This window comes from Pseudomonas sp. LS_2 (assembly GCF_042709235.1).
In the GTDB taxonomy this organism is placed as follows: domain Bacteria; phylum Pseudomonadota; class Gammaproteobacteria; order Pseudomonadales; family Pseudomonadaceae; genus Aquipseudomonas.
Genome location: NZ_JAVAYC010000026.1, coordinates 53126 through 67277, shown reverse-complemented (window position 1 = coordinate 67277; position 14152 = coordinate 53126). Strand labels below are relative to the sequence as shown.

General features: G+C 64.7%; 10 protein-coding genes. 3 read left to right on the top strand and 7 right to left on the bottom strand.

All coding sequences use genetic code 11. The features are described from left to right. Positions 1–312: 312 nt before the first annotated feature. Complete coding sequence (locus RAC97_RS20030) at positions 313–828, bottom strand: sigma factor-like helix-turn-helix DNA-binding protein (RefSeq protein WP_375097559.1); 516 nt, start codon at positions 826–828, stop codon at positions 313–315. 438 nt (positions 829–1266) lie between these two features. Further along, positions 1267–1560 carry a DUF6124 family protein gene (locus RAC97_RS20025; protein WP_375097560.1) on the bottom strand — a complete coding sequence of 98 codons (294 nt, stop codon included), beginning with the start codon at positions 1558–1560 and terminating at the stop codon, positions 1267–1269. 140 nt (positions 1561–1700) lie between these two features. Between RAC97_RS20025 and RAC97_RS20020 the strand changes: the two genes are divergently transcribed. Next, complete coding sequence (locus RAC97_RS20020; protein ID WP_375097561.1) at positions 1701–2363, top strand: S24 family peptidase; 663 nt, start codon at positions 1701–1703, stop codon at positions 2361–2363. 136 nt (positions 2364–2499) lie between these two features. On the opposite strand, the gene RAC97_RS20015 is transcribed toward RAC97_RS20020, so the two are convergent. The 5 genes from RAC97_RS20015 to RAC97_RS19995 form a co-directional block, all read right to left on the bottom strand. After that, on the bottom strand, positions 2500–4449 hold the full coding sequence (locus RAC97_RS20015) for an acetyl/propionyl/methylcrotonyl-CoA carboxylase subunit alpha (RefSeq protein WP_375097562.1): 1950 nt from the start codon (positions 4447–4449) through the stop codon (positions 2500–2502). Beyond that, positions 4446–5258, bottom strand: coding sequence for a gamma-carboxygeranoyl-CoA hydratase (locus tag RAC97_RS20010; protein ID WP_375097563.1), 813 nt, complete (start codon positions 5256–5258; stop codon positions 4446–4448). Before RAC97_RS20010 ends, RAC97_RS20015 begins: the two co-directional genes overlap by 4 nt. Positions 5259–5261: 3 nt before the next feature. Then, positions 5262–6869: a carboxyl transferase domain-containing protein gene (locus RAC97_RS20005; RefSeq protein WP_375097564.1), complete on the bottom strand. Its 1608-nt coding sequence runs from the start codon at positions 6867–6869 to the stop codon at positions 5262–5264. A 19-nt stretch (positions 6870–6888) separates the two neighbouring features. Continuing rightward, complete coding sequence (locus RAC97_RS20000; protein WP_375097565.1) at positions 6889–8052, bottom strand: isovaleryl-CoA dehydrogenase; 1164 nt, start codon at positions 8050–8052, stop codon at positions 6889–6891. Positions 8053–8309: 257 nt separating this feature from the next. Then, positions 8310–8471, bottom strand: coding sequence for a hypothetical protein (locus RAC97_RS19995; protein WP_375097566.1), 162 nt, complete (start codon positions 8469–8471; stop codon positions 8310–8312). Positions 8472–8611: 140 nt separating this feature from the next. Between RAC97_RS19995 and RAC97_RS19990 the strand changes: the two genes are divergently transcribed. After that, positions 8612–10630: an alpha-1,4-glucan--maltose-1-phosphate maltosyltransferase gene (locus RAC97_RS19990; protein ID WP_375097567.1), complete on the top strand. Its 2019-nt coding sequence runs from the start codon at positions 8612–8614 to the stop codon at positions 10628–10630. A gap of 135 nt (positions 10631–10765) precedes the next feature. After that, positions 10766–14077: a maltose alpha-D-glucosyltransferase gene (gene treS / locus RAC97_RS19985; protein WP_375097568.1), complete on the top strand. Its 3312-nt coding sequence runs from the start codon at positions 10766–10768 to the stop codon at positions 14075–14077. Positions 14078–14152: the final 75 nt, after the last annotated feature.

Below are 14152 nucleotides of genomic sequence, written 5' to 3'. Positions count from 1 at the left end.
GTCCACCGCCAGGAGAGGCGGAAGTCGAATCCATTTGGGGGTGACCCGAATCAGAGTGAACTGCTGTCCAGGGCAGCGATACGGCTACGCAACACTAACGGGGATCCGCTTCTAGGGGAGGTGCGTCTTTCCCAAGGATGTGTGGGAAGTTTCGCTTCTGCTGAAAAAGGCGTGTAAGCCTGGAATGTCGATGTGGCCGAGCGCGCAGCCTCTAGGACTGCCGAGCCAAAGGAATGCAAAGAAACTGTTTCAGGCGCGCAGGCCTTTTACCGAAGGAAAACCTGGCGGGGTAGTTGGCGGCATTCAACCTGCTCAGGCAAACAACCCCAACACCACCAGCGTCGCGACGCCCAGCCCCAGGGCAATCGAGCAGCCACCCAGCGACAGCGCCGCGCGACCCTGGCGATAACTGCCGTCATGCCCCAGTTCGCGCGCCGGGACGAGCAGGCTACGCCAGTGCATTTCGGTGTCGCAGAAGGCTTGCAGGTGGGTGGGCGAGGCGTCCAGCCAACGGCGGAAATCGATGCGCTCGCAGGCGCTGACCTGCGGGTTCTGCAAGCGTGCGTACCACAGCACTGCCAGGTGCGCGAGGCTGTCGGTGCGTGGGTGGGTGGCCTGTAGCGCCTGCTGCATATGACGCTCGACGGTCGCTAGCGGCAGGTCGAGGCGTGCGGCAATCTGGGTGAAGTCGAGCTGGTCGAGGCGGTTGAGCAGAAACACTTGTTGTACGCGGCGCGGTAGGCGCTTCAGCGCGTGCAGCAGGTTGTCGTCGACACGCTCATGGGCGGCTTGTGGGCCGTGCTGAAGTGGTAGCAGCAAACGGGTCATGGGCGGCTCCTTGCGCAAGCGGGGGAGGGAAGGGGCATCTTCCCTGACGCGCAGGCAGCTTAAGCTTAACGATATTGATTCTCAAGTGCTGTTTTCGCAAAACGCTGTAACAAGCATTCACGAGCTGATACAGCTTTGCTATCATCGCCGCCATTCACGATCTTCATTAGCCTGAAGAGCCAAAAAAAATGACCCGGCAAAAAGCCGGGTCAAAAACCGTGATTAGCCTGATGAGGAGATAATCTGAGAGTCCGACCTAAGGGCTCCAGGTTATCCAGCGGGTCTCGCGACCTGCTGAGTGCAATAATAATCGTTATCATTTGCCAGTCAAATGGTTTTTCCGCATTGCGGTAAAAATTTTTCAGCGCACGTCCTCAGGTCCCGGCAAATGGGGCCATTGCCATGACCGGCCAGCCACGTACTTCCTTCTTTCTAGACCTATAGCGGCGCGTGCCGTTGTTCCAGCATTGCCCTGGCCATGTTGACCATGTGCATGAGCGCGAACAGCACTTCGCGGGTGGTGCCCTGCTGGTTGTTGCCGGTTTCGTGGGCGGTGGCCGCGGCGCAGCGCAGCAATGCCAAGGCGTGGGCGCTTGCCTGCTCGGTAGAGACATCGTCGCGCAGGGTCCATGGCATGGCGTCGATGCCAAGGTGGGGTGGCGTGGGGTTGAGGTAATAGTCGAGGGCGCGGCGCGCGGCCTCGCTGTCGAGATCTGTATCTTTTGTTTTCATAAGCTTCGTCCTGATACCTACGAATGTCAGTGGCAAAAAAGGTGCGGACCGATTCTAATACTAAAAGTATTCAGAATAGTCGCAGCAAATAATACTGAATATGTATTGAGCGCCCGAGGGTAGTCCGTATCGTGCCTGCGATGAATATGGATAAATGGATTGCCCTCATCCGTGATCGGATGGAGGAGCTCGATGTTTCCCAGGAGTGGCTCGCTGAACGCGTTGGGGTGTCCCAGGGCAGCGTAGGCCATTGGCTGCGCAAGCGGCGCCAACCCAAGCTCGAGTCGATGAACCGTGCGTTCGTCGAACTGGGTATGCCGCACTACCGTGTCAGTATGCAATTGCACGTCACTGGACAGGTGGGTGAAAAGCCCGTGCGCTATGCGGTAGAGGAAGATGAGGAGCCGCAACTGCAATACATCGTGTGCTTCCGCTACCCGTTGCTCGATTGGGCAGCCCTGGCAGGCGATGTGAAGTCGGCACCGTTCGAGGTCTATGAGCAGACCGAGTACCGCGCCGAGGGCCACGCTTATTGGCTGAGCGTGGGCAATGATGCGATGAGTGCCTCCAGCGGCAGAAGCGTGGCCGAGGGCATGCGCATCCTGATCGATGACGGTGTGCCCGCCGAACCGGGGCGCCTGGTGATTGCTCGCCAGCCGGGCAGGGCGGCGATCTTCCGGCAGTTGGCCGAGGAGGGTGGCCAACGTTACCTAAAGGCCCTTAATGGCAGCTACCCGGCGCAGATGTGCGAAGAGGGTTGCGAGATCCTGGGTGTGGTGGTGCGGGTGCACGGGGTAGTTTGACTGCGGGCTGTCGTCATGTTCGTGTTCGCGGCCTTGTGTCGCGAAAAGGCCGCAAAGCGGCCCCATTCACTGGCGACCCTAACCTCGAGGGGCTGCCTTGCAGCCTTTTCGCGACACAAGGCCGCTTGCACAAAACCTATTCCAGCGCCACCAACACCGTCCCTTCGCTGACCATCTCGCCCTCCTGACAGAACAACGCCGTCACAGTCCCTGCCTGTGGCGCCCGGATGCTGTGTTCCATCTTCATCGCCTCCAGCACCACCAGCGCGGTGCCGGCTTCCACGGCCTGGCCCGGCTCGACCAGCACGCGCACGATGCTGCCGTTCATCGGTGCTGCCAGCCCGCCCTGGTGACCCTGGCTGGCCTCGGCCTCGGCAATCGGGTCGAAGGCGCTCAGCCCATGCAGTTCCCCCTCCCATTGCAGGTACAGCACCTCGCCCCGGCGCACCGCCAGGTGGCGTCGACGCAGGCCGTCGTGGTCGTGGCACAGTTGCTCGCCTTCGAGTGTGAAGGCCGATACAGCATGGCGTTCCAGGGCAATGGCCTGGGCATGGCCGTCGCAGCGCAGATGCAGGCTGCTGCGGGCCGGCAGGCCCAGGCGCAGGCCATTGCGGACCGGCCAGGGCGAAGCGGGGTCGTCGCTGCGGCGATCTTCCGGTAGGCCCTGTAGCCAGGCTTCGGCGGCGGCCTGCCAGAACGCGGCGGGCAGCTCGCGCGGCGGTGGGAGCAGGGTGTCCTGGTAGCGCGGGATGAACCCGGTATCCAGCTCGGCGGCGGCGAACGCCGGGTGGGCGAGGATGCGCCGCAGGAAGGCAAGGTTGGTCTTCAGCCCGCCGATGGCGAACTCATCGAGCATCGCCAGCAGGCGCAGGCGCGCCTGTTCGCGGTCCTCGCCCCAGGCAATCAACTTGCCCAGCATCGGGTCGTAGAACGGCGACACGCTGTCGCCCTCGTCGACCCCGCTGTCCACCCTACGGCCCTCGCCAGGTGCCGACTCACGGTACAACGCCAGATGGCCGGTAGACGGCAGGAACGCGTTGGCGGGGTCCTCGGCGTACAGCCGCACCTCGATGGCATGGCCGTGCAGCGGTACCTCGGCCTGGCTGATCGGCAGGCGCTCACCGCGTGCTACGCGAATCTGCCAAGCCACCAGGTCCAGGCCGGTGATGGCTTCGGTAACCGGGTGTTCCACTTGCAGCCGGGTGTTCATCTCCATGAAGAAGAACTCGCCCCGGGCATCGAGCAGGAATTCTACGGTGCCGGCGCCGACATAGCCGATGGCCTGCGCCGCGCGCACCGCCGCCTCGCCCATGGCTTGGCGCAGCTCGGGCGAAAGACCCGGTGCCGGGGCTTCCTCGACCACCTTTTGGTGGCGGCGCTGGATCGAGCAATCGCGTTCGTTGAGGTACAGGCAGTTGCCGTGCTGGTCAGCGAATACCTGGATTTCCACATGCCGCGGCTTGAGCACGTACTTTTCCACCAGCATGCGCGCATCGCCGAATGACGCCTGGGCCTCACGCTGGGCCGAGGCCAGGGCGTCGGCCAACTGCGCTTCGGCCTCGACCACCTTCATGCCCTTGCCGCCGCCGCCTGCGCTGGCTTTGAGCAACACGGGGTAAACAATTTCCGCAGCGGCGCTGCGGAAGGTTTCGAGGTCTTGAGCCTCGCCGTGATAACCCGGCACCAGCGGTACGCCCGCCGCCTCCATCAGCGCCTTGGCCGCCGACTTGCTGCCCATGGCGTCGATGGCACTGGCCGGGGGGCCAAGAAAGATCAGGCCGGCCTGCTCGATGGCGCGGGCGAAGCCTGCGTTCTCCGACAGGAAGCCATAGCCGGGGTGAATGGCCTGGGCGCCGCTGGCCTTGGCAGCGGCGATCAGCTTGTCGATCACCAGGTAGCTGTCGGCGGCCTTGCTGCCACCCAGGTCGACGCGGATGTCGGCCTCGCGGGCATGCCGGGCATCGCGGTCGGTGGCGCTGTGCACGGCCACGGTGGTCAGGCCCATGGCCTTGGCGGTGCGCATCACCCGGCAGGCGATTTCACCGCGGTTGGCGACCAGCAAGGTGGTCAGCGTGGGGTGGCTCATGAACGCGGTTCCTTTTTATCGGGCTGCCAGGCTGGGCTGCGTTTTTCCAGGAAGGCGCGCAGGCCTTCCTGGCCTTCGGGGCTGACGCGAATGCGGGCGATGGTGTTTTCGGTGTAGCGGCGCAGGGCCGGGCTCAGTTCGCCGGCATCAACCTCACGCAGCAGATCCTTGGTGGCGCGCAGGGCCTGGGGGCTGTTGAGCAACAGGTTGTCGACCCAGGCTTGTACCTGCGCCTCCAGCTCGGCGGCCGGGTACACCTCGGCCAGCAGCCCCAATTCGCGGGCACGCACGCCACTGAAGCGCTCGGCGCTCAGGGCGTAGCGACGCGTCGCGCGCGCCCCCATGGCTTTGACCACGAAGGGGCTGATGACCGCAGGCGCCAGGCCGATGCGCACCTCTGACAGGCACAGCTGGGCATCTTCGGCGCCAATGGCCATGTCGCAGCAACTGATCAGCCCCAGCGCGCCGCCGAAAGCGGCGCCTTGCACCACGGCCAGGGTCGGCACTTTCAGGCGGTGCAGGCTGTACATCAGTTCGCCCAGTTCGTGGGCGTCGTCCAGGTTGGTGTTGAAGTCCAGCTGCGCAGATTGCTGCATCCAGGCCAAGTCGGCGCCGGCACTGAAGTGTCGGCCACGGCCGCGCAGCAGCACGAAGCGCAAGGTGGCGTCATCGCCCAGGCGGTCGAGGGCGATGATCAGTTCGCGGATCATCTGCGCGTTGAATGCGTTGTTCTTGTCCTCGCGGCTCAGCCACAGGGTGGCGAAGCCGCGTGGGTCGCGAACCAGTTCGAGGGTGCTGAAATCGCTCATGGGTCACATCCGGAAGATGCCGAAGCGGCTCTGTTCGATAGGCGCGTTCAGCGCGGCGGAAAGCGCCAGGGCCAGCACGTCGCGGGTCTGCGCCGGGTCGATGACGCCGTCGTCCCACAGCCGCGCACTGGAGTAGTAGGGGTGGCCCTGGTGCTCGTACTGGTCGAGGATCGGCTGCTTGAGCCGGGCTTCGTCCTCGGCGCTGAACGCTGCGCCGGTGCGCTCGCTCTGCTCGCGTTTCACCTGCACCAGCACGCCTGCGGCCTGCTCGGCGCCCATCACGCCGATGCGTGCGTTGGGCCACATCCACAGCAGGCGCGGGTCGTAGGCGCGACCGCACATGCCGTAGTTGCCGGCACCGAAGCTGCCGCCGATGATCACCGTGAATTTCGGCACCTGGGCGCAGGCCACGGCGGTCACAAGCTTCGCGCCGTGCTTGGCGATGCCGCCTTCTTCGTATTTCTTGCCGACCATGAAGCCTGTGATGTTTTGCAGGAACAGCAGCGGAATGCCACGCTGGCAGGCCAGTTCGATGAAGTGCGCGCCTTTTTGCGCCGCCTCCGCGAAGAGGATGCCGTTGTTGGCCAAGATGGCTACCGGGTAGCCATGCAGGTGAGCGAAGCCGCACACCAGGGTGGTGCCGAACAGCGCCTTGAATTCATCGAACACCGACCCGTCCACCAACCGGGCGATGACTTCGCGCACGTCGAACGGCTGCTTGGGGTCGGCGGGCACCACGCCATACAGCTCCTCGGCATCGTACAGCGGCGCGATCGGCGCCTGGCATTGCAGCTTGCCGAGCTTGTGCCAGTTCAGGTTGGCGACGCTGCGCCGGGCCAGGGCCAGGGCGTGTTCGTCGTTGTCGGCATAGTGGTCGGCCACGCCGCTGGTGCGGCAATGCACATCGGCGCCGCCCAGCTCCTCGGCGCTCACCACCTCGCCGGTAGCGGCCCTCACCAGGGGCGGGCCGGCAAGAAAGATGGTCGCCTGCTGGCGCACCATGATCGCCTCGTCGGCCATGGCGGGCACGTAGGCGCCGCCGGCGGTGCATGAGCCCATCACCACGGCGATCTGCGGGATGCCCAGGGCGCTCATGTTGGCCTGGTTGAAGAAGATCCGCCCGAAGTGCTCGCGGTCGGGGAAGACTTCGTCCTGGCGCGGCAGGTTGGCGCCGCCGGAGTCCACCAGGTACAGGCAGGGCAGGCGGTTCTGCAGGGCGATGGTTTGCGCGCGCAGGTGTTTCTTGACCGTCAGCGGGTAGTACGAGCCGCCTTTGACCGTGGCGTCATTGGCCACGATCATGCACTCGACCCCTTCGACGCGGCCGATACCGGCGATTACGCCCGCAGCGGGCACGTCTTCGCCATACACCTGGTGGGCAGCCAGCTGGCCGATTTCCAAAAAGGGCGAGCCGGCATCGAGCAGCCGGTCGATACGTTCGCGCGGCAGCAGCTTGCCGCGCGAGGTGTGCCGCTCCTGGGCCTTGGGCCCGCCGCCCTGGCTGACCTGCGCGAGCAGGCTGCGCAGGGCCTGGACCTGTTCGAGCATGGCCGCGCTGTTGCTTTCGAACGCTGCCGAGCGCGGGTTGATCTGGGAATGCAAGGTAGCCATGGCAACCGGTTCCTCGTATTCAGCGGGTTTCGTTGAACAGTTCGCGGCCGATCAGCATGCGGCGAATCTCGCTGGTGCCGGCGCCGATCTCGTACAGCTTGGCGTCACGCAGCAGGCGCCCGGCTGGGAATTCGTTGATATAGCCGTTGCCCCCGAGGATCTGGATCGCCTCCAGGGCCATTTGGGTCGCGCGTTCGGCGGTGTACAGGATCACCCCGGCGGCATCCTTGCGGGTGGTCTCGCCGCGGTCGCAAGCCTGGGCCACCGCGTACAGGTAGGCGCGGCTGGCGTTGAGCTGGGTGTACATGTCGGCGATCTTGCCCTGGATCAGCTGGAACTCGCCGATGCTCTGGCCAAACTGCTTGCGGTCGTGGATGTACGGCACCACCAGGTCCATGCAGCTTTGCATGATGCCGGTGGGGCCGCCGGACAGCACCACGCGTTCGTAGTCCAGGCCGCTCATCAGCACGCGTACGCCGCCGTTGAGCTGGCCGAGGATGTTTTGCTCAGGCACCTCCACATCATCGAAGAACAGCTCGCAGGTGTTCGAGCCGCGCATGCCGAGCTTGTCGAACTTGTTGCTGCGGGTGAAGCCCTTCCAGTCGCGTTCGACGATGAACGCGGTGATGCCGTGGGGGCCCTTGTCCAGGTCGGTCTTGGCGTAGATCACGTAGGTGTTGGCGTCGGGGCCGTTGGTGATCCAGGTCTTGCTGCCGTTGAGTACGTAGTGGTCGCCGCGTTTGTCGGCGCGCAGCTTCATCGACACCACGTCGGAGCCGGCATTGGGCTCGCTCATGGCCAGCGCGCCGATGTGTTCGCCGCTGATCAGCTTGGGCAGGTACCTGTGCTTTTGCTCAGGCGTGCCGTTGCGGTTGATCTGGTTGACGCACAGGTTGGAGTGAGCGCCGTAGGAGAGGGCGACCGAGGCCGAGCCGCGGCTGATTTCTTCCATCGCCACCACGTGGGCCAGGTAGCCCAGGCCCGCGCCACCGTATTCTTCAGGGACGGTGATGCCCAGCAGGCCCATGTCGCCGAACTTGCGCCACATGTCGGCGGGAAACAGGTTGTCCTGGTCGATCTGCGCGGCGCGCGGGGCCAGCTCGGCGGCGACGAAGGTGCGCACCTGGTCGCGGAGCATGTCGAGGGTTTCGCCCAGGGCGAAGTTCAGGGTGGGGTAATGCATGCGGGGCACCTTGTTGTTCTTGGAGTCGGGTAACACCGTCGCTCGGTTGCGCAACTGCGAACCCGGCGAGAACAGGTTGACCGCGAATGCGGAGCAAGGATCACGCGTTGATCCTGCTGACGCATTGGCGGATTGAACCTGCTGCCGCAGGCGTAGTGCTGTATCGGCGAGCGGTGCTTGGCTTTTAACCTTTACGTTAACGTAAACCTGGCGCCGTTTGCTGTCAATCGTCCTGCCACCGCAGTCCGGAGCCTTGTCTATTCTTGGGCTTTCACCGGCGGCTCCTCGCTCGGCGGGTCGCCTACCGTCGGCGGCATGGTCGGCTTGATCGGCAGCTCGTCCGGGTCATCCTTGGGGGGCGGCAGCGCCGGGTCGTCGATGTTCGGGTCGGGTGTCTCCGGTGGAAGGGGGATGTTCACGGACTGACCTCGCAGGGCGAATGAGAGGGTGGTGAAGGCTTTGATCCGCGCCTGCGTCATTCGCTCATTTTTTTTTGGAACCCCCCGGCGTTCGACGGCTCTGAACCCTTACCGCCACAGCCAACAGGGAGCAACGACCGATGTCGCGCAATGAGCCCTTCGCCAGCGTGCCGATGGCCAATGACCACCCGGACCAGACCATCAGTCTTTCCCAGGCGCTGCTGGCGCCGCGTATCGTGATCGAGGATGTCAGCCCGACGCTCGACGGCGGCACGTTCGCCGCCAAGGCTGTGGTTGGGCAAGCGGTAACGGTGTCGGCCAAGGTCTACAGCGACGGTCACGACCGCCTGGCCGTGATGCTGCACTGGCGCCAGGCCCGTAGCCAGCACTGGCACACTGTACCCATGCAGTCGATGGGCAATGACCTGTGGCTGGCTGAAATCACGCCGGTCGAACTGGGTCCACATGTGTTCAGCCTGGAGGCTTGGGTCGACCCGTATGCCACCTATTGCCACGACCTGGAGAAGAAATACGCCGCCGGGGTCGATGTGAAGCTGGAGCGCGAGGAGGGCAGGCTGCTGCTGGGCAAGGGCATCGAGCGCGCCGAAGGGCCGCTGCGCGAACAGCTCGAACACGTGCAGCAACGCCTGCCGACGCTCTCTGGCAACGAGCAGGTGGCGCTGTTGTTGCACCCCGACACCGCGCTGCTGATGGGCCAGGCCGAGCACCGCAGCTACCTCACCCGCAGCCCGGAGTGGCCACTGGACGTCGACCGCGAGCAGGCGCTGTTCGCCAGCTGGTACGAGCTGTTTCCACGTTCGTCCACCGACGACCCGCAGCGCCATGGCACGTTCAACGATGTGCACGCGCGCCTGCCGATGATCCGCGACATGGGCTTCGACGTCCTGTATTTCCCGCCCATCCACCCCATCGGCAAGCAGCACCGCAAGGGCCGCAACAATTCCCTGCAGGCCCAGCCCGGCGACCCCGGCAGCCCCTACGCCATCGGCAGCTCGGAGGGCGGCCATGATGCCATCCACCCACAACTGGGCAGCCGCGAGGACTTCCGCCGCCTGGTCGCCGCCGCTGCCGAGCATGGCCTGGAGATCGCCCTAGACTTCGCCATCCAGTGCTCCCAGGACCACCCCTGGCTGACCGAGCACCCCGGCTGGTTCAGTTGGCGCCCCGACGGCACCATTCGCTATGCCGAGAACCCGCCGAAGAAGTACCAGGACATCGTCAACGTCGACTTCTACGCCCCGGATGCAGTGCCTGGCCTTTGGCTGGCGCTGCGTGACGTGGTGGTGGGCTGGGTCGAGGAGGGCGTGAAGACCTTCCGGGTCGACAACCCCCACACCAAGCCGCTGCCGTTCTGGCAGTGGCTGATCGCCAATGTGCGCAGCCAGCACCCGGAGGTGATCTTTCTTGCCGAGGCCTTCACCCGCCCGGCGATGATGGCGCGCCTGGGCAAGGTCGGCTATGCGCAGAGCTATACCTACTTCACCTGGCGCAACAACAAGCAGGAGCTGCGCGAGTACTTCGAACAGCTCAACCAGCCGCCGTGGAGCCTGTGCTACCGGCCCAATTTCTTCGTCAATACGCCGGACATCAACCCTTACTTCCTGCAAACCTCCGGCCGCGCAGGTTTTCTGATTCGTGCCGCGCTGGCCACCATGGGCTCAGGCCTGTGGGGCATGTATTCGGGCTTCGAGCTGTGCGAAGGCGCGCCGCTGCCGGGCAAGGAGGAATACCTTGACTCGGAGAAGTACGAGATCCGCCCGCGCGACTACACCCAGGCCGGCAACATCGTCGGCGAGATCGCCCAGCTGAACCGCATCCGCCGACAGAATCGCGCCTTGCAGACCCACCTGGGCGTGCAGTTCCTCAACTGCTGGAACGACAACATCCTGTACTTCGCCAAGCGCACGCCCGAGCGCGACAACTTCATCCTGGTGGCCATCAGCCTCGACCCGTTCAACGCCCAGGAAGCGCACTTCGAGCTGCCGTTGTGGGAGCTGGGGCTGGACGACAACGCCGATACCCAGGGTGAAGACCTGATGAATGGCCATCGCTGGACCTGGCATGGCAAGACCCAGTGGATGCGTATCGAGCCCTGGCACCAGCCGTTTGGTATCTGGCGGATAGAAAAGACCCGGTAGCCCTCATACATGACCTGTGGGAGCGGGTTCACCGCGAACAGTACACCGCGGTGTGTGGCCAGGGCTTCGCCCTGGTGCGCGGGTAAACCCGCTCCCACAGGCACGCGCCAAACCAAGAATTGAAAGGAGTCGCACATGGCCAAGCGTTCTCGCCCGGCAGCGTTCATCGACGACCCGCTCTGGTACAAGGATGCGGTGATCTACCAGTTGCACATCAAGTCGTTCTTCGACTCGAACAACGACGGCATCGGTGATTTCGCCGGGCTTATCAGCAAGCTCGACTACATTGCCGACCTTGGCGTGAATACCCTCTGGCTGCTGCCGTTCTACCCCTCGCCCCGGCGTGACGACGGCTACGACATCGCCGAGTACAAGGCCGTGCACCCCGACTACGGCAGCATGGCCGATGCCAAGCGCTTCATCGCCGAGGCGCACAAGCGCGGGTTGCGGGTCATCACGGAGCTGGTGATCAACCACACCTCCGACCAGCATCCCTGGTTCCAGCGCGCCCGCCACGCCAAGCGCGGCAGCAAGGCACGGGACTTCTACGTGTGGTCGGACGACGACCAGAAGTACGATGGCACGCGGATCATCTTCCTCGATACCGAGAAATCCAACTGGACCTGGGACCCGGTCGCCGGCCAATACTTCTGGCACCGCTTCTACTCCCACCAGCCGGACCTGAACTTCGACAACCCCCAGGTGATGAAGGCGGTGATCGAGGTCATGCGCTTCTGGCTCGACATCGGCGTCGATGGCCTGCGCCTGGACGCCATCCCTTACCTGATCGAGCGTGATGGCACCAACAACGAAAACCTCCCGGAAACACACGATGTGCTCAAGGCGGTGCGCGCCGAGATCGACGCCAACTACCCCGACCGCATGCTGCTGGCCGAGGCCAACCAGTGGCCCGAGGACACCCGCCCGTACTTTGGCGAAGGCGACGGCGACGAATGCCATATGGCCTTCCACTTCCCGTTGATGCCGCGCATGTACATGGCCCTGGCCATGGAAGACCGTTTCCCGATCACCGACATCCTGCGCCAGACCCCGGAGATCCCGGCCAATTGCCAGTGGGCGATCTTCCTGCGCAACCACGATGAGCTGACCCTCGAGATGGTCACTGATCGCGAGCGCGACTACCTGTGGAACTACTACGCCGAAGACCGCCGCGCACGCATCAACCTCGGCATTCGCCGGCGCCTGGCGCCGCTGTTGCAACGTGACCGCCGGCGCATCGAGCTGCTCACCAGCCTGCTGCTGTCGATGCCCGGCACGCCCACGCTGTACTACGGCGATGAGCTGGGCATGGGCGACAACATCTACCTGGGCGATCGCGACGGCGTGCGCACGCCCATGCAGTGGTCGCCGGACCGCAACGGCGGTTTCTCCCGCGCCGACCCGCAGCGCCTGGTGCTGCCGCCGATCATGGACCCACTCTACGGCTACCAGACCGTCAACGTCGAAGCCCAGGCCCACGACCCGCACTCGCTGCTCAACTGGAACCGCCGCCTGCTGGCGGTGCGCAAGCAGCAGAAGGCCTTTGGCCGCGGCACGTTGAAGATGCTCACACCCAGCAACCGGCGCATCCTCGCCTATGTGCGCGAATACACCGACGAAAGCGGCCACACGGAAATCGTGCTGTGCGTCGCCAACGTCTCGCGTGCCGCCCAGGCTGCGGAGCTGGAGCTGTCGCAGTATGCCGAAATGGTGCCGGTGGAGATGCTCGGCGGCAGCGCCTTCCCGCCCATCGGCCAACTGCCGTTCCTGCTCACCTTGCCACCCTATGGCTTCTACTGGTTCCTCCTGGCAAGCCGCGACCGCATGCCGAGCTGGCATATCCAGCCTGCCGAGGGTCTGCCGGAGCTGACTACCCTGGTGCTGCGCAAGCGCATGGAAGAGCTGCTGGAAGCGCCGTCCAGCGACACGCTGCAAAGCACCATCCTGCCGCAGTACCTGCCCAAGCGGCGCTGGTTCGCCGGCAAGGAAGGACCGATCGATTCGGTGCGGATCGACTATGGTGTGCGCTTCGGCAGCCCAAGCAACCCCGTGCTGCTGAGCGAGTTCACGGTACACAGCGACGGCGTCGACAGTGTCTACCAACTGCCTTTCGGCCTGCTGCCCGAAGAGCAGATCAACAGCGCCTTGCCCCAGCAACTGGCGCTGTCGCGGGTGCGCCGCGGTCGTCAGGTCGGGCTGATCACCGATGCCTTCGTGCAGGAGTCGTTCGTGCGCGCGGTGCTGGCCGGCTGCAAGGAGCAACTGCGCCTGGCGACCACGCGCGGCGAGCTGCGGTTCGAGCACACCGAGCAACTGGCTGCCCTGGGGCTGGATGAGCACAGCGAGGTGCGCTACCTGAGCGCCGAGCAATCCAATAGCTCGGTGGTGGTAGGCGAAAGCGTGGTGCTCAAGCTGATCCGCCGGGTCAACCCGGGCGTTCACCCGGAACTGGAAATGAGTGCCTACCTGACCGCCGCCGGCTTTGCCAATATCTCGCCGCTCCTGGCTTGGGTCAGCCGGGTGGATGAGCAAGACCAGCCGCACCTTCTGATGATCGCCCAGGGCTACCTGAGCAACCAGGGCGATGCCTGGGACTGGACCCAGAACACCTTGGAGCGGGCGATCCGCGATGAAATGGAGCCCGCTGGCAGCGAGACCGAAGCGCATACCAATGCGTTGGTCGAGTTGACGGGTTTTGCTGCCTTGCTTGGCCAGCGCCTGGGCGAGATGCACCTGTTGCTGGCAGCGCCCAGCGATGACCCTGCCTTTGCACCTCAAGCGAGCGGCGCCGCCGACAGCGAGCGCTGGAGCAGCCAGATCGGTGCCGAGCTAAGCCGCGCCCTCGACCTGCTGGTCCAGCACCGCGACAGCCTCGACGCCGAAAGTCAGGCGCTGGTCGCCGACCTGCAACAACAGCGCGAAGGCCTGGCCCAGCACATCGACAACCTGGCGCGCCAGGCCGAGGGTGGGTTGCTGATGCGTGTGCACGGTGACCTGCACCTGGGCCAGGTACTGGTGGTACAGGGCGACGCCTACCTGATCGATTTCGAAGGCGAGCCGGCGCGCCCGCTGGAGGAACGCCGGGCCAAGCACAGCCCCTACAAGGATGTCAGCGGCGTGCTGCGTTCCTTCGACTATGCTGCTGCGATGATCCTGCGCAGCGCCTCTAGCGTCGACCTTTCGGAGGCGGCGCGCCAGGCCCGGCAACGGGTCGCCCGGCACTACCTGCACCAGTCGCGGCATGCCTTCGTCGAAGCCTATGGCCTGGCCACGGCGGCCATGCCCCACGCCTGGGCGAAGGCCGATGGCGAGCGCGCCGCGCTGGAGCTGTTCTGCCTGGAGAAGGCGGCCTACGAGATCGCCTACGAGGCCGAGAACCGTCCCAGCTGGCTGGCCGTGCCTTTGCATGGTCTGCATGGGTTGATCAGCACCTGGGGTGAGTCGTGACTGGCGAATTTCACACGACCCCTGCAGAAGCGGGCTTGGCCGCGAACACCGGCACACGCAGTGTATGGCCAGGGC